Raw genomic sequence first — 19,307 nt, forward strand, 5'->3', positions numbered from 1 at the left:
TCCGGCTTGCCGGGCCGGGCCCGGCGCGGTAGGAGGGGGCCATGCCGCGCATTGCCTTCTATCCGGGTTCCTTCGACCCCATCACCAACGGCCATCTGGACGTGGTCCGGCACGCCGTCCCCCTGTGTGACAAGCTTGTGGTCGCGATCGGCGTCCACCCCGGCAAGAAGCCGCTGTTCTCGACCGAGGAGCGGCTGAAGATGCTTCACGACGTCTGCGGGCCGGTGGCGGCCCAGGCCGGCTGCACGCTCGAAGCCGTGACCTTCGACGATCTGTCGGTGACCGCGGCGCGCAAGGCTGGTGCGACCATCATGATCCGCGGCCTGCGCGACGGCACCGACCTCGACTACGAGATGCAGCTTGCCGGCATGAACGAGGCCATGGCGCCCGAGGTGCACACGGTGTTCCTGCCGGCCTCTCCCATGGTCCGCCCGATCACCGCCACTTTGGTGCGCCAGATCGCAGGGATGGGCGGAGATGTCTCGACCTTCGTGCCGCCGCTCGTTGCCACCCTGCTCAAGGCCAAATTCGCCGCATAACGGCGCGCTTTCTCATCTCACCAGATCCGGAGTTTTCATGATCCGCCGTCTCGCAATTCTTGCCACGATCTTTGCCGCGCTGTTGGGCGCGGCCCCGGCGCTGGCGCAGCAACTGCCGGCAAACCTGGACAAGGCCAACGCGCTGGTCATCGACACCACCAAGGGCCGCATCGTCATCAAGCTGCGCACCGACCTGGCGCCGCAGCACGCCGAGCGCCTCAAGACGCTCGCGCGCGAGGGCTATTACAACAACGTGCCGTTCCATCGCGTCATGGACGGTTTCATGGCGCAGACCGGCGACGGCGAGAAATTCAACGGCACCGGCGGCTCGAAATATCCGAACCTGAAGCAGGAATTCTCCAAGGTGCATTTCGCGCGCGGCATCGTCGGCATGGCCCGCCGCGGCGACAGCGTCGACACCGCCAACTCGCAGTTCTTCATCATGTTCGCCGACGGCGGCAGCCTCGACGGCCAGTACACCGTGATCGGCGAGGTCGTGCAGGGCATGGACGTCGTCGACAAGTTGAAGAAGGCCCCGGCGGGCTCGCCGGGCGGTACCGTCACCGATCCCGACAAGATGGTGAAGGTGCAGGTCGCTTCCGACATCAAATAGGATTGGCCATGGCGTACCCCGGCGACAAGCTTCTGCTGGTTGCCGCGGTGCTGCTCTCCGGCGTGTCGGGCGCGGCCGCCCAGGACGGACAGGTCAACACCATCAAGGACCTGTTCCAGCGTCTGCACAGCTGCTGGAAGCCACCGCCGCCGGCCAAGGCCCGCCCCCTCGACATCACCGTCGTCGTGAGCTTTAACCGGTCCGGCGACATTCTGGGCCATCCGAGGATTAGCTATGAATCCGCGGAGGCCTCCGACAATGACCGGCTGCAATACCGGATCGCGGTGATGGAGGCGTTGCAACGCTGCACGCCGATGCCATTTACCGAAACAATGGCCGGCGCCGCGGCGGGGCGTCCCTTCGCGATCCAGTTCCGTAACCGCAAGACTTCACCCCCAACGCAAGAGAGACGAGCATGAGCGCCACCGAAAACACCCTGATCCTCGAGACCACGCAGGGCCCCGTCACCATCGAGATGCGGCCCGACCTCGCGCCCGGCCATGTCGCGCGCATCAAGGAACTGGTCCGCGAGGGCTTCTACGACGGCATCGTGTTCCATCGCGTGATCGAGGGCTTCATGGCGCAGACCGGCTGCCCGCACGGCACCGGCACCGGCGGCTCCGGCAAGAAGCTGAAGGCCGAGTTCAACAAGGAGCCGCATGTGCGCGGCACCACCTCGATGGCCCGCGCCGCCAATCCGGATTCCGGCGACAGCCAGTTCTTCATCTGCTTCGACGACGCCCGCTTCCTCGACAACCAGTACACGGTGTGGGGCAAGGTCACCGAGGGCATGGAGAACGTCGACAAGATCAAGCGCGGCGAGCCGGTGCAGAACCCCGACAAGATCGTCAAGGCGCGCATGGCGGCCGACAAGGAATAAGTCCATCCCCTCGTGGTGAGGAGGCGCGCAGCGCCGTCTCGAACCATGAAGGCCGAGCTGCGAGAGCGGGGCCTTCATCCTTCGAGACGCGCGTTCCGCGCTCCTCAGGATGAGGAATGACTGTGTCGCGCCGAGCCCGACATGCGCACCGACCTCTTCGATTTCGACCTGCCCGCCGAGCGCATCGCGTTGCGCCCGGCGCATCCGCGCGACTCCGCCAGGATGCTGGTCGTGGAGAACGGCGCGCTGCGCGACCGGACCATCGCTGATCTCGCGCAATGGCTGAAGGCGGGCGACCAGCTCGTCGTCAACGACACCAAGGTGATCGCGGCGCAGTTGAAGGGCCGCCGCATCGGCCGCGAGACCGAACCGAAGATCGAGGCGACGCTGATCAAGCGGCTCGACGGCTCGCGCTGGCAGGCGCTGGTCAAGCCCGCGAAGAAGCTGGTTGCGGGCGACCGCATCCGCTTCGGCAACGAGGGCAAGGTCTGCCTGCTCGGCCATCTCGACGCCGAGGTCGAGGCCAAGGGCAGCGAGGGCGAGGTGACGCTGTCGTTCTCGTTCCACGGGCCGGCGCTCGACCAGGCCATCGCCGATCTCGGCAGCCCGCCGCTGCCGCCCTACATCGCCTCCAAGCGCACGCCTGATGATCAGGACCTCGCGGACTATCAGACCATGTTCGCGGCGAATGAGGGGGCCGTCGCGGCGCCCACCGCCGGCCTGCATTTCACGCCGGCGCTGGAGCAGGCGCTGTACGCGCGCGGCGTCGGCATCAACCGCGTCACGCTGCATGTCGGGGCAGGGACCTTCCTGCCGGTGAAGGTGGACGACACCGAAGGCCACAAGATGCACGCCGAGTGGGGCACCATCTCGGCCGAGACGGCCGAGCGGCTCAACACCGCGCGGAAAAACGGCGGCCGCATCATCGCGGTCGGCACCACGTCATTGCGGCTGCTGGAAAGCGCGGCGAGCGAAGACGGCACGATCCAGCCGTTCGCGGCCGAGACCGCGATCTTCATCACGCCCGGCTATCGCTTCCGCGCCGTCGATATCCTGATGACGAATTTCCATTTGCCGAAGTCGACGCTGTTCATGCTGGTGTCGGCGTTTTCCGGGCTGGAGACGATGCAGCAGGCCTATGCGCATGCCATCGCGAATGGATACCGGTTTTACTCGTATGGCGATGCGTGTTTGTTGTTCCGGGCAGAGCCGTAGGGTGGGTTAGCCGCAAGGCGTAACCCACCACGTCTCTATCCGCGTCGACAGTAAAGAGGTGGTCTACGCCTTGCGGCTAATCCACCCTACGCAGCTTCCGCTACGCCATCACTCGCTGCGGCAGCAGCTCGGCGATCTGCACCGCGTTCAGCGCCGCGCCCTTGAGCAGCTGATCGGCCGCCACGAACATCGAGATCGAATGGCCGCTAGCGTCGCTGAGATCCTTGCGGATGCGGCCGACCAGGACGTCGTCCTGGCCCGAGGCGTCGATCGGCATCGGGAAGTAGTTCTTGACGCGGTCGTCGACGATCTTCACGCCGGGCGCCTGGGCCATGATGGCGCGGACCTGGTCCTCATTGATCGGCTTCTCGCATTCGAAGGTGATGGCCTCGCAATGCGCGCGCAGCACGGGCACGCGGACGCAGGTCACGCCGATCGCGATCTTGTCGTCCTCGAAGATCTTGCGGGTTTCCTTGATGACCTTGGTCTCTTCGTCGTTGTAGCCGGTGTCAGGGTCGACCGCGGTGTTGTGGTTGAAGAGATTGAAGGCGTAGGGGTGCGGCATCACCTTGGGCGTATAGACCTGCCCGTTGAGATTGGCGCGGGTGGATTCCACGAGCTCGTCCATCGCGGCGGCGCCGGCGCCGGAAGCTGCCTGGTAGGTCGAGATGATCACGCGCTTGATGCGGTTCTTCTGGTGGATCGGCCAGAGCGGTACGAGCGCAGTGATCGCGGCGCAGTTCGGGTTGGCGATGATGCCCTTGTGATCCCTGATGCGGTTCGCGTTGATCTCGGGGATCACCAGCGGCACGTTCGGATCCATGCGGAACGCGGAGGAATTGTCGACGACGACGGCGCCCGACTTCACGGCGATCGGCGCGAACTTCCTGGAGATGCTGCCGCCGGCGGAAAACAGGGCGATGTCGACGCCCTCGAAGGCGCGCTCGGTCAGTTCCTCGATGACGACGTTCTGGCCGCGGAACGACACCGTCTTGCCGGCCGAGCGGGCGCTGGCCAGTGCCTTGAGCTTGCCGACGCGGAAGCCGCGCTTGTCCATGGTGGCGATGAATTCGGCGCCCACCGCACCGGTGACGCCGACAATCGCGACGACGGGATCGTTACTCACTTTGTCCTCCATTGCATTTGAATTCGAGACAACAAAAAAGCCCCGGACCATCGAGGGCGGGGCTTCGGTAGAGCTGATGCGTTTAAGTCGACGACCTACGCGCGCACGCCTCCCCGGGCCCCTGGGGCCGTGGTGGTTTTGGTCGTGCGTTTGGTGGTCGTGAACATGGTGCGCCTTATGCGGGAGAGTCTGGCGCCCGTCAATGGCTTTTCGGCGGGAATGTGGCCGCGAGCGACCCGCCGCTATCTGGCGCGGGCGCCCGGCGGCTCCAGGATGACCTCCTTGAGGTCGTCGCCGCTGATCACGACGATGGCGAAGCTGAGCCTGCCGCCCTCGCGCACGAGGCCGCCGCTGATCGCCTTGCCCGAAGCTGCGCGCTCGGCGACGCGCACGGCATCGGCAAGGCGGTGCCTGATCGCGCCGAGCGCTGCGAGATTGCTGCGATCGTCGTGGTCGAGCTCGGCGAGGGGGAGGGCGGCTTCCCCGCCCACGAGCTCGCCGGTCGCGGCATTGATGGTGTGGCGCCAGATACGGTCGTTGTGCAGGGTCTTCACCCGGTAGACCGGCACGCCCGAGGCGCCGTCGAAACTCACATCGGCGGTGGTGGCGCCGGCATGGCGGGCTTCCGCGATGGCCATGGCCTGACTGATCGTGATCGACGAGGAGCGGAATCGTTCGATCTCGCGGCTGACCGCTTGGCGATCGGCCTCGGCGTCACCATCTGCCTCGCTGTGGAGGGCGGTAGGTGTGCTGCCAGCCGAGACGATCGCCTGCGCCGGCGCTGCGACGAGCAACGTCGACAGCGCTGCAGCGAATAACGTCAAGGCGTGTTGTCGTGCGGCCTTCATGCTCGAAACCCTCGGCCAGCGAGTGTGCCGGATGATCGTAAAGATTTCACGGCCGGCCTTGGGCAAAGGCCGGCCGCGGAGCGTCGTAGCAGGTTGTGCCCGCCGCGGCGTTCGAAACAGCACGGACCTCTTTGGGGCTGGTGAAAAAGCGGTCCGTACCGGCTCATAACTAAACCATACCGTATCGTTTTATTTTGGTCAACGACGTGGCGCGGTTCCCCGCGGGGAAAAATCGCAAGCTCACGGAATTGTCAGCGCGACGGGCGGCGGCGCGGCGAGGCCTTGGGCGCGTCTTTGGGCATGTCCTGGACGCGCATGTCCTGGACGCGGTCGGCCGGACCCAGCGCGCCGGCCAGGAACAGCTTGATGGCGGCTCGCATCCGCTTTTCCGCGGCCTTCATCTCGAGTGCCGTGCCGAACGTCGCCATGCGGTGGGTATGGCCGACCACGACGTCGAGGAACACTTCCGCTGCGATCGTCGTGTCCTCGAGGTCGAGCGCGCCTTGCGCCACCAGATGGTCGAAGAAGCGCGCCGTGGTGGCGACCGCCTTGAGCCAGCCTTCCTCCTTGCCGAGCTTGGCGACGTCGGGGAAGTTGATGGCCTGTGACGTCATCATGCGGCTGAAGGCGACGGCATCGGGCCCGCAGGTGAAGGTCAGCATCTCGCGCCCGATCTCGACCAGTCGCTGCTCGACGGAAATGTCCGAGGCGCTGGAGAGCTGCGTTTCGGCTGCTGCGGAAAGAGGCGCAAGCCAGCGCTCGATTTCGCGCCGGAGCACGGCGGCAAACAGGCCGCGCTTGTCGCCATAGCGGGAATAGACGGTCGGCTTGCTCACGCGCGCCGCCTCCGCGACGGCGTCGAGCGAGGTGGCGTCGAAACCGCGGTCCAGGAACAGGCGGGTGGCGACCTCGATCAGTCGCTGGTCGCGCTCGATCGCGGCGGTCTTGGTCGGCCGGCCGCCGCGCGATTTCGGCACCTCGCGCCGCGCCGTTGCCGATCTTGTCCTGGTCGCAGTCAATCCCATGCCCAATGATTCCTGCGCGTTTCCTGTCATTCGCTCTATATCGCGCAGGAGCCGGGGCGTCATCGCGAATCTGGCCGAACTGGCCGTATCGTCAACGGTCTCGATACGACCTCGTTCCGTCACGACGGGGTCACGGCAGCGTCGAGGTCCAGGCCTGGCCGGACGCGGCCTTCTCATATCCGTACTGGTAAAGCGCTCGCATATAGCCGGTGTCGAACCCCTCCGACGGCGGCGCCGGATAGTCGCGCGCGATATAGGAGAGGTGGAAGCCCAGGCGGTTGCGCTTGGCGAAATCGTAGGTCGAGAAGATGATCGAGCGGGTCTGCGACTGCGTGATCGCCGACAGGCTGCGCGAGGCGACGTCGATGGTGCTGTTGGATACCAGCTCGAAATTGCGCTCGATCTTCTTGTTGACGAGGATGTAGATGTCCATCCGCGCGCTGCCCGGCAGGCGGCTGCCCTGGAACAGCAGCGCGTCGGGCAGCGTCAGCACCGGCGCCGTCACGCCGCCGTCGACATGCATCTCCTGAAATTTGCGGCCCTGGCCCTCGGCGTCGATCATGATCGGGGGAAACACCAGCGGAATGCTGGCGGAGGCCGCCATCACGTCGCGAAACAGCTTGAGCGCCTCGGGCGTCCCGACGGCTGCGATCTTGCCCATGTCCCAGATCGCGGTGCGCTGGGTGTCGAGATCGGTCGTCACGATCAGCAGCCTGCGGCCCTTGGCGTTCTCGCGCGCGACCTGTGCCATGATTTCGGGCCCGACATAGCGGGCGACGAGCTCGCGCAGCCGCGTGTTGCCGAACAGGCCGGATCCGAACAGCACGCGCATGATGCTGGGATCGTTCAGGAGGCTTTCCGCGATGCCGCTGGTGTAGACGTCCTTCAGCGTGTCGTCATATTGCGAGCCGAGAAACGCAAAGGGCGCGATCAGGCCGCCGGTGCTGACGCCCGAGACGACCGAGAAGGTGGGGCGGGTCCTCGCCGCGGACCAGCCGTTGAGCACGCCGACGCCGTAGGCGCCATCGGCGCCGCCGCCGGAGAGCGCCAGATAGCTCTTGGTCGCGGTGCTGGTGTCCTTCTCGAAGCTGAACTTCGTGACCGGCTCGTCGGCGTAGCGCCTGAGGCCGTCGATATCGAGCACGCGCGAGGCCTGGGCTTCGGCGGCCGTGTAGGGCGTGCGGGGCAGGGAGGTGCAGGCGCCGAGCGCCAGCCCCAAGGACAGGGCCAGGAGCGCGGTCAGGCGGACACCTGCGTGCCTGATCCGGCCGCGCGAGGCGCCGGAGATTTCAGTCGAACTTGAAAGGGAGGGCATTGTCGGTGGCTGGCGATCACGCAATTACTGCCGCCGGCAAAGTCACCGCGGCATCTCGTCCAGCCCCCACGGTAAAACTACACTGTATCGTTTTATTTGGCAAGCCGCGGGAACACCGAGCCGCCCGTCAAATCTGTCCCACTCTGAGGCAGTGGAGGGTCCGTGCGGGTTGATCGGCCCCGCCCGACACGCAATAAGCACCGCCATGAATCCTTCTGATACCAGTCTTCCAAACCATTTCGAACTGCTCGGCACCGATGGTGCCGCTCGCACCGGGCGCCTGACCACGCCGCACGGCGTTGTGCGCACGCCGGCCTTCATGCCGGTCGGCACCGCCGGCGCGATGAAGGGCATGCACTGGCGCGAGGTGCGCGACGCCGGCGCCGACATCGTGCTCGGCAACACCTATCATTTGATGCTGCGCCCCGGCGCGGAGCGGATCGCCGCGCTCGGGGGCTTGCAGACATTCACCGGCTGGAACGGGCCGATGCTGACGGATTCCGGCGGCTTCCAGGTGATGTCGCTGGCTGACTTGCGCAAGGTCAGCGAGCACGCCGTCACCTTCCGCTCGCATATCGACGGCGCCAAGGTCGAACTGTCGCCGGAGCGCTCGATCGAGGTGCAGCGCTTCCTCGGCTCCGACATCGCCATGCAGATGGACGAATGTGTGCGGCTTCCCGCCGAGCGCGATGACATCGACCGCGCGATGCGGCTGTCGCTGCGCTGGGCCGAGCGCTCCAAGCGCGCCTTCGAGAGTGCGCCCGACGGCTACATGCTGTTCGGCATCGTGCAGGGCGGCGACATCCCGCAGCTTCGTCACGCCAGCGCGCAGGGCCTCGTCGAGATCGGATTCCACGGCTACGCGATCGGCGGCCTTGCCGTCGGCGAGCCTCAGGCGGTGATGCTGGCAATGATCGACGAGACCGCGCCGCTGCTGCCGCAGGAGCGGCCGCGCTATCTGATGGGCGTCGGCACGCCCGACGACATCCTCGAAGCGGTGAAGCGCGGCATCGACATGTTCGATTGCGTGATGCCGACGCGCAATGGCCGGCATGGCGTTGCCTTCACGCGCTTCGGTCAGGTGAACTTGCGCAACGCACGCCACGCCGACGATCCGCGTCCGCTCGACGCGGAAAGTCCATGGCCGTCGACGCGCAACTACGCGCGCGCCTACCTGCATCATCTCGTCAAGGCGGGCGAGACGCTGGGGGCGATGCTGCTGTCCGAGATCAATATCGCTTACTACCAGTTCCTGATGCAGGGCATCAGGGACGCGATCGCACACGGAACGTTCGACGAGTTCTACCAGCGTACGCGTGAGGATTGGGCGAGGGGCGATATCGCCCCGCGCTGATCAAGGGCGCGACTTCAATTGCAGACGATCCGCTGCTTGACGGCGTGCTTGGTCACGAAGCCATAGCCGCAATTGTCGCAGGTCCAGAGGTAGCTGATCATGTGGTCCGAGACGTAAGCGGATGCTTCAGCGGCGACCATGGAGTCGGCGCAGACGGGACAGGTGGGCAACTCGCTGCAACGTGGATCGCGGGTGTGCGCGACGGTCGACAACACTTCAGCAACTGCTGACATCGTGGTGACCTCCCTGCTTCTGAGACGTAAGTCTAACATAAGCATAAGCCGTTGACGAGGTCGCAACACGAAAGCGTTGGCTTTTCTAAAATTCTTCTCACCTTGGCGTGTTCTGCCGCTGTTTCGCTCTCGCTATTGCAGCGCAAACAATTCGTGTGCGTTGCGGGAGTCCGAGGCGTACTGCGTCAAACGTCGTGACGCTTCGTCATTGCGCCGCGCTCTGCCGGCCGAGTGCCGGCGCGAGAGCAGCCGGCTTGCTGCGGTCTGAACGAAGCATGCGCCCAAACGCGATCCAGGGTTTCTCGACGAGCGAATGTGACAGCCAGCTGACAAAAATCGATGATGCCACGACCGCGGCGACGAAGGCGAACCACGCCAGCGGGCCATCGCCAAGCCAGGCGTAACGGTGCACCCAGACCATTGCGAACGGCGACAGCAGGTAGACCGAATAGCTGATCAGGCCGACGAATGCGATCGGCCGCCAGGCCATCCTCTCGCCGAATGCGGCAAACGCGATGAAGACGAGGGCGGCGCAGACATAGGCCGCACCGATCGAATAGCTGTAGAAGAAATTGTCCTCATACGCCCCGCCATAGCGCCTGCTGGCCAGCGCGATCGCGAAGACGGCGTACAGCGCCGTGCATATGGCGACATGCCGCCAGCGCAGCGATCCGCCGATGACGGTATCGCGAACGATCTTGCCGAGGAACATCGCCGAAAGGTTCAGCGCGACCTCCATCATGATCCAGGCCGCCCTGTTCTCGACCAGGACAGCCACCGCGATACCGGCGAATGCGGTTGCTACGACGATGGCGATGGCGGTGGAGCGACGGTTCAGCAGTCCTGCCGCAAACAGAACGATGCAGACAACGTAGAACAGCAGCTCGATCGTCAGTGTCCAGTAGAAGTCCCAGAGGTGAGGGACCTCCAGGAAAGACTGCAGCATCGTGAGGTTCACGGCGATCTGCGTCAGCGAATAGGTCTTGGAGTCGACCAGCAGCATCGTGACCAGGCCCAGCGCGATCGAGGCCCAGTAGGCCGGGTAGAGCCGGAAGAAACGGCTGACCGAGAAGTCGTTCACGGGAGATGCGCTGGCGGGAAAGCTGAAGGGGATGACGAAGCCGGAGACGAAGAAGAACAGCACCACGCCGAAGCGGCCGAAATTCATGTAGTAGCCGATCGCGTCGTGAAAGACCGCGTGATAACCGCCGGTCGGATGCTCCCGCACGATCACCTCGAGCGCGTGCTGGATCACCACCGACAGGACGGCGATACCGCGCAGCGTATCGATGAAGGCGAGCCGTTGATGCATCATGCGTTCTCTGCCGCTTCCGCCTCCGTCCCATGACCGGATCGGCCGGGCGGCACCCCAACCGCGGTCAGCCGGCCGGACGTCGCCTGTCGGGGGATATCCGGCTGAGACACAAGCGGGGATCAGGAGGCTGGACGCTGCCGGCAGTTCAGCACGGCAATCGTGAACAGATTGACAACGCACGGCAGGGTGGTGCGCCCCGAGCCAGGGGGGCGGAACGGCCTGTCGGCTCACATGATTTTGCTGGGAGGCGGGTTCCGGGCGGGCCGCATTGCCGCTTGCGTGTCGCCGCCAGCTGTCTGTAACTGCAAGGCAGCTGCGACAGCGGTCAAAATTGTCGCCAGAGGGAGTTCATGATGGACGCATCGTCCAAGACGGGTGCAGCGCACCAAGCCGGCCGCGGCCGGATCTATTCTTCGATCGTCGAGGCTTTCGGCGACACGCCCATCGTGCGCTTGCGCCGCCTGCCGGGCCAGCACGGGGTGAATGCGACGATTTTGGCAAAACTTGAATATTTCAATCCGGCCGCGAGCGTGAAGGACCGCATCGGCGCGGCGATGATCATTGCCATGGAGAAGGCCGGCATCATCAAGCCCGACACCGTGCTGATCGAGCCGACCTCCGGCAATACCGGCATCGCGCTCGCCTTCGTGGCGGCTTCGCGCGGCTACCGGCTCAAGCTGGTGATGCCGGAATCCATGTCGATCGAGCGGCGCAAGATGCTGGCCTTTCTCGGCGCCGAGCTGGTGCTGACACCGGCCGCACAGGGCATGAAGGGCGCGATCGCGGCCGCCGAGGAGCTTCTGAAGACGACGCCGAACTCGGTGATGCCGCAGCAGTTCAAGAACCTCGCCAATCCGGAAGTCCACCGCCGCACCACGGCCGAGGAGATCTGGAACGATACCGAGGGCAACATCGACTTCTTCGTCGCAGGCGTCGGCACCGGCGGCACCATCACCGGCGTCGGCCAAGTGCTCAAGCCACGCAAACCGTCGCTGCGCGTGGTCGCGGTCGAGCCGGAGGAGAGCCCGGTGCTGTCGGGCGGCCAGCACACGCCGCACAAGATCCAGGGCATCGGCGCGGGCTTCGTGCCCGACATCCTCGACCGCTCGGTGATCGACGAGATCGTGAAGATCAACTCGACCACGGCGATCGAGACCTCGCGCGCATTGGCGCGGCACGAGGGCATTCCGGGCGGTATCTCCTCGGGTGCCGCGATCGCCGCCGCGCTTCAGATCGGCAAGCGTCCGGAAGCTGCGGGGAAGACCATCCTGGCGATCGTGCCGTCCTTCTCCGAGCGCTATCTTTCAACGGCACTGTTCGAGGGAATCTAGCCCATGGCGGATCAACCGAGGCGGCCGCGCACGCTGGGAGACGCACGGACCGAGGCCGAGGCGGCGTTCAAGAAGGTGACGGCCAAGGTCGCCGCGCCGCCGCCGAAGCAGAACGCCGTCCCCGGCATCAAGGAGCAGGTCACGCTGCGCATCGACCAGGACGTGCTGGAGTTCTTCCAGCAAGGCGGACCCGGCTGGCAGGACCGCATCAACGAGGCGCTGCGCAAGGCTGCGGGGAAGTAGGCGCGGCTGCCAAGGGGCGCCGAACGCCGGCGCGCGAGCGAACTCAGAGGACCTGCGACAGGAACCGCTGCGTGCGCTCGTCCTTGGCCGCCGTGAACAGGACGTCCGGCGGGCCATGCTCGACGATCACACCGCGATCGGTGAAGTAGACGTGGTCGGCGACCTCGCGGGCGAAGTTCATTTCGTGGGTCACGAGGATGCACGTCATGCCATCCTCGGCGAGCTCCCGGATGGTCACCAGGACCTCCTTGACCGTTTCCGGATCGAGGGCGGCGGTCACTTCGTCGAACAGCATGATGTCCGGTCGCATCGCCAGCGAACGGGCGATCGCCACGCGCTGCTGCTGTCCGCCCGACAGCTCGCCCGGATAGGTGTCCTCCTTGCCCGCGAGCCGCACCTTGGCGAGCAGCGCCCGGGCGCGCGCTTCGACCTCGGCGCGCTTCTGGCCGAGCACATGGATCGGCGCCATCATCACGTTCTGCAGCGCGGTCCTGTGCGGGAAGAGGTTGTACTGCTGAAACACCATCCCGACCTTGCGACGCAGCGCTAGCTTGTCGAGCCTGGGGTCGGTGACCTCGATGCCCTCGATCTGAATGCTGCCTGATGTGATCGGCTGAAGCGCGTTGATGCAGCGGATCAGCGTGGATTTCCCCGATCCGGACGGGCCGATGATACAGATCACCTCGCCCTTTCTGACCGACAGGCTGATGCCTTTCAGAACCTCGAGGGCACCGAACGACTTTCTGACGTCGACGCATTGGACGATGGGCTGATCCGGAGTCCAGCTCGTGGCCATGCTCTGCTTCCTCAGCGTACGCGGAACCGACGCTCGAGACGAGCGGTCCAGAGGTTGATCGGATAACAGTAGAGAAAGAAGCACAGCAGCGCGAAACCGTAGAGCGGTGCGAACAGCTCCGGCCTGCCGCCTTCCGCGGCGTGGACCTGCGCCGTCAGGGTGAGCATTTCCGAGACGCCCACGATCGATGCCAGCACCGTCGACATCGCGACGATCGCATAGATGTTCATCCAGGGCGGCAGCATGCGCTTGATGCATTGCGGCAGCATGATCAGCCACATGGTCTGGCGTCGCGTGAAGGAAAGCGACTCCGCCGCCTCCCATTGCGTCGACGGAATGGAGCGCACGGCTCCGCGCACGACCTCTGCGACATTGGCCATGACGGGCAGGGCGAAGCCCACGGTCGCCTTGATCCAGTCCGGCAGGGGGACGGTCGTCTTGAACAGGGTGAGCTGGAAGGGCACCAGAAACATCACGAAGAACAGCAGCACCAGCCAGGGCGCGTTGCGGAAGAATTGCGTGACGGGCCAGCTGACGGCAGCGAGCAGCCGGGACTCCGACAGCAAAGCGAGACCCAGGCCAAGCCCGGCGATGGTCCCGAGCAGCATGGCCAGCAGGGAAATCAGGATGTTGAAGGCGAACCCGCGCAGCAGCAGCGGCGACCATTTTACGATGACTTGCAGCGGCGACAGTGTCGTCGGTCCGGCCTGCGCCCATGCGGTGGATGCGGCCATGATGACACAGAAGCAGAGGATCGCAGCCAGCAGCGGGCCGATCCGGACGGACATCGGGGCCGGTGCGGGACGATACGGCAGAAGGACGGCCAGCCTGTGTCCGGTTGTCTTCATCGCGCATAACCGGGGATGTGCATCGCCCGCTCCCAGCGATGCATCAGCCAGACGAGGATCCCGACCAGGATGCCGTAGGTCGCCAGCAACACGACCATCATCTCGAAGACGTTCTGCGATTCCGACCAGATCTGCTTGACCGCATACAGCGTTTCGGGGACGGCGATCGCGTAGGCGAGGGTGGTGGTCTTGAGCAGGTTGACGAGGTTGTTGTTCAAGGCCGGAAGGCAGACGCGAATGGCCAGCGGCAGGACGATATGGATGTAGGCCTTGAGGCGCGTGTATCCCAGCGCCTCTGCGGCTTCCAGCGTCGTTCGCGGCACCGCCTCGATGCCGGAGCGGAAGATTTCGACGTTGAAGGCGCCCGCGAACAGCGACAGCGAGATGATGGCCCACTGCACGTTGCTCAGTAGTGGCACGCGCATGCCCGCCGCCTCGACGGCCGGAAGCATGGTGCCGAGGCCGAAATAGAAAAAGAACAGCTGGACCAGCGGGGGCGTGTTGCGGAACACCACCACGAAGGCATTGACGGGCAGCCGCAGCAACACCGACGGACTGCCCTGCATCAAGGCGCCGATCGCGCCGACGATGAGGCTCAGCAGGATGGTCGTGACGCTCAGAAGCAGCGTCATCTTGAGGCCGCCGAGGTAGCGGCCCCAATCATAGGCGTCGTAGAACACGGAGAAATTCAGCCCCGTCGTGTCGTAGAGCCGCTGAAACCAGTCGCTGATTGCCTGCATGTTGCGCGACACCGAGATGTTGAGGCGATGCCTCGTGTCAGTGCATGGGTTCGACCTGTCCGGAGCGCAGGACCCTGCCTGCGCTCCGTCTCATGCGCTCATTTGTCCTTGAACTGCTCGTGCATCAAGAGCGAGTACTCGGTCGGCGTAATGCCCCACTTCTTCTCGGCATTCACGATGAAGCCGATCTTCATCCAGTCCTTCGTCGTCTCTTCGAGCAACTTCTGAAGGCTGTTGTTCTCGAGCGCGACGGCGATCATCCATGGCGATGGCAGAACGCCCTTGAGCGGGAGGTCGTAGTCCGCCTTCCACTCGTCCTCGAGCAGTTTGCCTTGCAGGAAGGTCTGATCGTAGACGTAGCCGATGCAGTTGCCCTGCTTCATGGCGAACAGCGGCTTCTCCGAGCCGTCGAACGCAACAATTTCGGGGCCGTAGGATTTGGCGACGTCCTTGTTGTACCATGCCCCCGACGTGGCGCAGACGGGTTTTCCCTTGAGGTCGGCCCAGTCCTTGATACCGGCCTTCTTGTTGAGAAGGATGTTCACATAGTCCGAATAATACAGCGGCTCGATGGCCTGAACGACGCGGCGGCGTTCCGGCCGATCCGACATGGTCGCGATCAGCAGGTCAACCTTTCCCTGCTGAAGAAACTCGATCCTGTTCGAGGCTGCGACCGGAACGAGCTCGAGTTTGACGCCGAGACGCTTGGCGATGTCTGCGGCAAGATCCGGCTCGATGCCGACGACGTTGCCCGCGGGATCGCGGAAACCGAAGGGCTTGTAGTCAGCCTTGACGCCGACGTTCAACGTGCCGCGCTGCTTGATGGCATCGACGCCATCGGCTGCCTGAGCGCTGCCAAGCATCATCAGCGCCGCAGCACCTGCCATCATGGAAAGGACAACGTTTCTCATCGGATGACGCCTCCAGGATTGAAATCACGACGCGCGTTGCGCGTGCTTGTTGAGGATACAAGGCTCGTGCCAAACGTCACGAGAATCGGGATACGGAGAATGGCGTAAGGTCGATCGCGCTCCGGCCGTCGGTCACCATTGCGGCTGCGACGTTGCCGATGCCCGCCGAGTGCTTGAAGCCGTGGCCCGAGCAGGCGGAGATGACGAAGACCCTGTCCTGCTCGGGATGCCGGTCGATGATGAAGCCCCGATCGGGCGTCACGGTGTAGATGCAGGCGGCTGCCTGTGCGACGCGTGGCGTCGCGCCCGCGAGCCGTCCCTCGACGTGCTTGCGATACATCTCGGCCGACTCCCTGGGATCGACGGTGCGGTCGATGGTGTCGGCCGTGGTGTCGGTCTCGTACTGCTCGGTTGCGACCTTGAGGCGATGGTCGCCGGGCAAAGGAGGGAAGCCGTAGAGGTAATCGACGTCGGTCGCGCCATGCATCCAGATGAACACGGGCGCGTTGGCGCGATAGGCGCTGGTGTCGTCGAGCTCGTACCAGTGCAGCACCTGCCGCTTCACGGTGAGGACGCGGTCGAACGGCGCGCCGAGCAGGTGTGCATTCCAGCCGCCGGCCGACACCACGACCTGGTCCGCCTCGAATGTGCCCGAGGACGTTTCCACCCGAACGGCGGATCCCTTCTGCACGATCGAGAGCACCTCGACCCCGGTGCGTATCGTTGCGCCGAGCTGCTTCGCGCGCGTCAGCTGCGCCGTGATGCAGCGCTCCGGAAAAACGTATCCCCCGCCGGGCTCGTAATAGGCCTTCTCGTTGCCCTCGAGGTTCAGGAATTGCGGGAAGCGGTGCGCGACCTCGCGCCCGTCGATCACCTCATGCGCGATGCCGAAGTCACGCGCCGCCGCAATCGAGCGCTTGACGAAATCCGGCTTGCCGTGGTGCGAGGTCTCGCCGACACCGGGCGCCATGACGACGAGGCCGCACGGGTTCAACAGCTCGGCGGACGTCTCGGCTTCGAGCTCGCGCCAGATCCGGTGAGTATCGAGCACCAGGGGGACGTAATCGCGGCCTTCGCCGACCGCCTGGCGGGTGATGCGGGTCTCGCCGTGGCTGGATCCCATCGTGTGGGGCGGGGCAAAGCGATCGAGGCCGACCGCCTTCACCCCTCGCTTGGCCAGCTGATAGAGCGCCGCGCTGCCCATGGCACCGAGGCCGATCACCAGAATATCCGCTTTCTCGCTCATCAATCGGAACTGCTTAATTGTTGGGACAGCAGGAATTCTGCTTTCAGATGCGGCTCTCCGACAAGGATAATTCATGTAATGAAGCAAGTTTGCATCTTCATATGACTTTTGCTTAAGTTGTGGGGATGCAGCTACCCGGTCCAGATCTTCGAAGCCTCCAGATCGTTGCCGCTGTCGCGGACACCGGCAGCATGCTGGAAGCGTCGCGCCAATTCGGGATGACGCAATCCGCCGTGTCCCAGGCGGTCCGGCGCGCCGAAGCCGCGCTCGGCGTCGCGTTCTTCAACCGCGGCCGGAGGCCGCTGACACTGACGCGGGCGGGCCGCATCCTTGCTGGTCGTGTCCGCGACCTGAATCGCGACTTCGACTCATTGCTCAGCGCACTTCGGGACGCGGCGAAACTGCCTGAACGTGTCGATCTGAGGCTCGGCCTCATCGACTCCTATGCCGCTACGGTCGGCGCGCACCTCGTCAAGGAGCTCATGACGGGCGAGGTCGCGCTGAGTCTGTCCGTTTGGTCGGGCCTTGCTCACTCGCACGCCGAGGCGCTGGTCAACCGAACGATCGACGCGGCAATCACCTGCGATGCGATGGATGACCTGTACGATATCGAGCGCTTCCCGTTCTACCGCGAGCCAAATCTGCTGCTGGTGCCGCGCGGATTGGAAGCCGAATTTGCCGACCTTGATTTGCGGGAGATCCTGACCCGGCATCGCCTGGTCCGCTACAGCGAGCGCTCCTATGCGGGCGCTCAGGTCGAGCGCCACCTGAGCCGTTTGGGCATTCGCCCGCCACGGTCCTTCGAGTTTGACACCTCGGACAGCCTGGTCGCCATGGTCGCCACCGGGATGGGCGTGGCGATCACCACGCCGCTGTGCCTGTTGCAGGGGCTCGCTCACGCGGCCCAGGTCAGCGCTCTCCCGCTGCCGGGCCCCGGCTTCTTTCGTGAGCTGCTTCTCGTCACCCGCCGTGGAGATCTCTCATCACTGGCGCCGCGGATCGCGGAGATGGCGCGAACGAGCATCACGACGCAGGCGATGCCGCGCATCCGAACGCTCGTGCCCTGGTTCGCCGAGGATTATCCGCAATAAAAAAGCCCGGCGCGAGCCGGGCTTTTGTTTGCGATCGCTCGTCGCGCTTTTCGTCTCAGCGGCGGAACATGCCGCCCATCATGCCGCCGACGACGCCGCCCACGAAGGCCGCACCGGCGGCATCGCCGGGATTGCTGCGCTGGGGTGCCGGGGCCGGCGCGCCGCTGCCTGCGGGCGCGGCAGCACGCCGGGGCGCCTTCTGGCTGCTGTCGCTGGCGCTCGGCGGCCCAGCGACGACTTCGGAGAGCAGGGCCTTGTGCTGGGGCTTGTTGAGGTAGCCCGACGCGGGATAGCCGCGCGCGGCCTGCCAGCGCTTGAGGACGGATCGGGTTTCCTCGCTGAAGACGCCGGTCTGCTTGGTGTCGAAGCCGAGGCCGGTGAGGCGGCGTTGCACGTCGCGGCGCTGGGTCTTGTCGAGGCCGATCTGGTCCTCGGTCAACAGGCTGGCCTCGTCGGTAAACGCTGCGGGATCGACGCCTGCATTGAGGGTGCGGGTCGCGGTCGAGGGACCGCTCTTGATCGCGGCGAGCCGTGCCAGCGCCAGCGCCTTGAACTGACCGTTCGGATAGGCGGCGAGATAGGCGTTGAGCTCTTCCGGCTTGTTGCTCTCCTTGACCGAGCGCCAGTATTCGAGCTCGACGCCATCCGTGCCGCTGGTGGCCGCCGGCGCGACGCCGGAGGCGGTCGGCGCGGCATTGGCGACCTGCGTCGTCTGCGACGGGTTGAGGTAGACCGCGCCGATCAGGTTGGTGTGGCCCCAGGGCAGCTGGCCCTTGCGGGTCTCTTCGTTGACCTGGGCGCGCACAGAGGTCATGGCCTGCTGGATCTCGACGCCGGGCTTGGTGATGTTGTCGATCAACGCGCGGGTGAACGGGCTGTTGTTGCCCTCCTGGCCGTCGAGCGCGGTCTGGCCCGGGCCGGTCGCAAACGCGATCAGCGTGCCTTCGCCGGACTTCATCTCGGCGAGACCGCTTCCCACGTTGACGCTGCGCGTCGCTGCATTCGACTTGATCTTGGCGGCGAACGGATTGTCGCGGCAGGCATCGAGGAACACGAGCTTGACCTTGGCATCGCCCATGGTCTGCTCGAGCGTCAGGTCGATGTTGATGGCGGCGCCCAATTTGACGTCCATCTCCGACTTGATGTCGGCATCGACCGGCAGGAGATAGTTGGTGCCGCCGACGGCGATGCCGTGGCCGGCATAATAGAACAGCGAGATGTCGGCGCCCTGCGCCTTGCGGCCGAAGTCGAGCAGCTTTTCCGTCATCTGGTCGCGGCTGAGATTGGATCCTTCGATCACCTCGAAGCCGACATTGCGCAGCGTCGCCGCCATCGCCTTGGCGTCGATCGGCGGGTTCGGCAATTGCGCGACGTTCTTGTAGGAGCCGTTGCCGACAACGAAGGCGACGCGGCGGTCGGCTTTCGCGGCACTGACCGACAACGCCATGCACATGAGCGAGGCGAGGAGGGTGAGATAGCGCATCTGAAATCCCCAGAATCGAATTGCAGGCAGCAACAAATTGACAACGAACCTACACGAAGAGCCCGACTTCGCGCCACCGAAACGGCGGTACGGCTCGTTCAACCCGCTGCTGTGTGGCCGAATGTGCACGATGGAGGGGTTCTCCAACGTGATCC

The 19,307-nt window shown here is 64.9% G+C and carries 21 protein-coding genes; 9 read left to right on the forward strand and 12 right to left on the reverse strand.

What is annotated here, in order from left to right; genetic code table 11:
* Nucleotides 1–41: 41 nt before the first annotated feature.
* From coaD to queA, 5 genes are all read left to right on the forward strand, one after another.
* On the forward strand, nt 42–539 hold the full coding sequence (coaD, locus tag JQ617_RS06285) for a pantetheine-phosphate adenylyltransferase (RefSeq protein WP_212025214.1): 498 nt from the start codon (nt 42–44) through the stop codon (nt 537–539).
* Between the two features lie 37 nt (nt 540–576).
* Nucleotides 577–1,152, forward strand: a complete 576-nt coding sequence (locus JQ617_RS06290) for a peptidylprolyl isomerase (RefSeq protein ID WP_212025216.1) — start codon at nt 577–579, stop codon at nt 1,150–1,152.
* An 8-nt stretch (nt 1,153–1,160) separates the two neighbouring features.
* Entirely contained in the window at nt 1,161–1,571 is a 411-nt protein-coding gene (locus tag JQ617_RS06295) for a UCP034077 family protein (RefSeq protein ID WP_212025218.1), read from the forward strand.
* The gene (locus JQ617_RS06300) at nt 1,568–2,032 is read left to right on the forward strand and encodes a peptidylprolyl isomerase (RefSeq protein ID WP_063683376.1); all 465 of its coding nucleotides are present in this window, start codon (nt 1,568–1,570) and stop codon (nt 2,030–2,032) included. Before JQ617_RS06295 ends, JQ617_RS06300 begins: the two co-directional genes overlap by 4 nt.
* A 141-nt stretch (nt 2,033–2,173) precedes the next feature.
* A complete protein-coding gene (gene queA, locus JQ617_RS06305; protein ID WP_212025220.1) occupies nt 2,174–3,247 on the forward strand; it encodes a tRNA preQ1(34) S-adenosylmethionine ribosyltransferase-isomerase QueA in 1,074 nt (357 codons plus the stop codon).
* A 100-nt stretch (nt 3,248–3,347) separates the two neighbouring features.
* Here the strand turns inward: queA and JQ617_RS06310 are convergent, their stop codons facing one another.
* The 4 genes from JQ617_RS06310 to JQ617_RS06325 all read right to left on the reverse strand — a co-directional run bounded on the left by JQ617_RS06310 (nt 3,348) and on the right by JQ617_RS06325 (nt 7,561).
* The gene (locus tag JQ617_RS06310) at nt 3,348–4,385 is read right to left on the reverse strand and encodes an aspartate-semialdehyde dehydrogenase (RefSeq protein ID WP_212025222.1); all 1,038 of its coding nucleotides are present in this window, start codon (nt 4,383–4,385) and stop codon (nt 3,348–3,350) included.
* 230 nt (nt 4,386–4,615) lie between these two features.
* Nucleotides 4,616–5,221, reverse strand: a complete 606-nt coding sequence (locus JQ617_RS06315; RefSeq protein ID WP_212025224.1) for a PepSY domain-containing protein — start codon at nt 5,219–5,221, stop codon at nt 4,616–4,618.
* Nucleotides 5,222–5,472: 251 nt separating this feature from the next.
* A complete protein-coding gene (locus tag JQ617_RS06320) occupies nt 5,473–6,246 on the reverse strand; it encodes a TetR/AcrR family transcriptional regulator (protein WP_212025226.1) in 774 nt (257 codons plus the stop codon).
* 130 nt (nt 6,247–6,376) lie between these two features.
* Nucleotides 6,377–7,561: a patatin-like phospholipase family protein gene (locus tag JQ617_RS06325; RefSeq protein WP_249156664.1), complete on the reverse strand. Its 1,185-nt coding sequence runs from the start codon at nt 7,559–7,561 to the stop codon at nt 6,377–6,379.
* A gap of 205 nt (nt 7,562–7,766) precedes the next feature.
* Here JQ617_RS06325 and tgt point away from each other — a divergent pair, with 205 nt between their 5' ends.
* The gene (tgt, locus tag JQ617_RS06330) at nt 7,767–8,915 is read left to right on the forward strand and encodes a tRNA guanosine(34) transglycosylase Tgt (RefSeq protein WP_212025230.1); all 1,149 of its coding nucleotides are present in this window, start codon (nt 7,767–7,769) and stop codon (nt 8,913–8,915) included.
* A gap of 14 nt (nt 8,916–8,929) precedes the next feature.
* On the opposite strand, the gene JQ617_RS06335 is transcribed toward tgt, so the two are convergent.
* Nucleotides 8,930–9,148, reverse strand: a complete 219-nt coding sequence (locus JQ617_RS06335) for a hypothetical protein (RefSeq protein ID WP_063683382.1) — start codon at nt 9,146–9,148, stop codon at nt 8,930–8,932.
* Nucleotides 9,149–9,353: 205 nt separating this feature from the next.
* On the reverse strand, nt 9,354–10,463 hold the full coding sequence (locus tag JQ617_RS06340) for an acyltransferase family protein (protein ID WP_249156665.1): 1,110 nt from the start codon (nt 10,461–10,463) through the stop codon (nt 9,354–9,356).
* 353 nt (nt 10,464–10,816) lie between these two features.
* On the opposite strand from JQ617_RS06340, the gene cysK reads away from it, so the two are divergent.
* Together cysK and JQ617_RS06350 are read left to right on the forward strand one after the other, a co-directional pair.
* A complete protein-coding gene (gene cysK, locus JQ617_RS06345) occupies nt 10,817–11,794 on the forward strand; it encodes a cysteine synthase A (RefSeq protein ID WP_212025981.1) in 978 nt (325 codons plus the stop codon).
* Nucleotides 11,795–11,797: 3 nt separating this feature from the next.
* The gene (locus JQ617_RS06350) at nt 11,798–12,037 is read left to right on the forward strand and encodes a BrnA antitoxin family protein (RefSeq protein WP_212025232.1); all 240 of its coding nucleotides are present in this window, start codon (nt 11,798–11,800) and stop codon (nt 12,035–12,037) included.
* Between the two features lie 43 nt (nt 12,038–12,080).
* Here JQ617_RS06350 and JQ617_RS06355 read toward each other — a convergent pair whose 3' ends face one another.
* The 5 genes from JQ617_RS06355 to solA form a co-directional block, all read right to left on the reverse strand.
* Nucleotides 12,081–12,833 (reverse strand): amino acid ABC transporter ATP-binding protein, encoded by a 753-nt coding sequence (locus JQ617_RS06355; protein WP_063683384.1) that lies wholly within the window; start codon nt 12,831–12,833, stop codon nt 12,081–12,083.
* 11 nt (nt 12,834–12,844) lie between these two features.
* The gene (locus tag JQ617_RS06360; protein ID WP_502754870.1) at nt 12,845–13,621 is read right to left on the reverse strand and encodes an amino acid ABC transporter permease; all 777 of its coding nucleotides are present in this window, start codon (nt 13,619–13,621) and stop codon (nt 12,845–12,847) included.
* 56 nt (nt 13,622–13,677) lie between these two features.
* Nucleotides 13,678–14,421, reverse strand: coding sequence for an amino acid ABC transporter permease (locus JQ617_RS06365; protein WP_212025236.1), 744 nt, complete (start codon nt 14,419–14,421; stop codon nt 13,678–13,680).
* Between the two features lie 98 nt (nt 14,422–14,519).
* A complete protein-coding gene (locus tag JQ617_RS06370) occupies nt 14,520–15,332 on the reverse strand; it encodes a transporter substrate-binding domain-containing protein (RefSeq protein ID WP_212025238.1) in 813 nt (270 codons plus the stop codon).
* Nucleotides 15,333–15,408: 76 nt separating this feature from the next.
* Nucleotides 15,409–16,578, reverse strand: coding sequence for an N-methyl-L-tryptophan oxidase (solA, locus tag JQ617_RS06375; protein WP_212025240.1), 1,170 nt, complete (start codon nt 16,576–16,578; stop codon nt 15,409–15,411).
* Nucleotides 16,579–16,703: 125 nt separating this feature from the next.
* Here solA and JQ617_RS06380 point away from each other — a divergent pair, with 125 nt between their 5' ends.
* On the forward strand, nt 16,704–17,669 hold the full coding sequence (locus tag JQ617_RS06380) for a LysR family transcriptional regulator (RefSeq protein WP_212025242.1): 966 nt from the start codon (nt 16,704–16,706) through the stop codon (nt 17,667–17,669).
* 55 nt (nt 17,670–17,724) lie between these two features.
* Here the strand turns inward: JQ617_RS06380 and JQ617_RS06385 are convergent, their stop codons facing one another.
* Complete coding sequence (locus JQ617_RS06385; RefSeq protein ID WP_212025244.1) at nt 17,725–19,152, reverse strand: caspase family protein; 1,428 nt, start codon at nt 19,150–19,152, stop codon at nt 17,725–17,727.
* Nucleotides 19,153–19,307 lie beyond the last annotated feature (155 nt).

The sequence above is a fragment of the Bradyrhizobium sp. KB893862 SZCCT0404 genome (assembly GCF_018130885.1).
GTDB classification, from domain to species: Bacteria; Pseudomonadota; Alphaproteobacteria; order Rhizobiales; family Xanthobacteraceae; genus Bradyrhizobium; species Bradyrhizobium stylosanthis.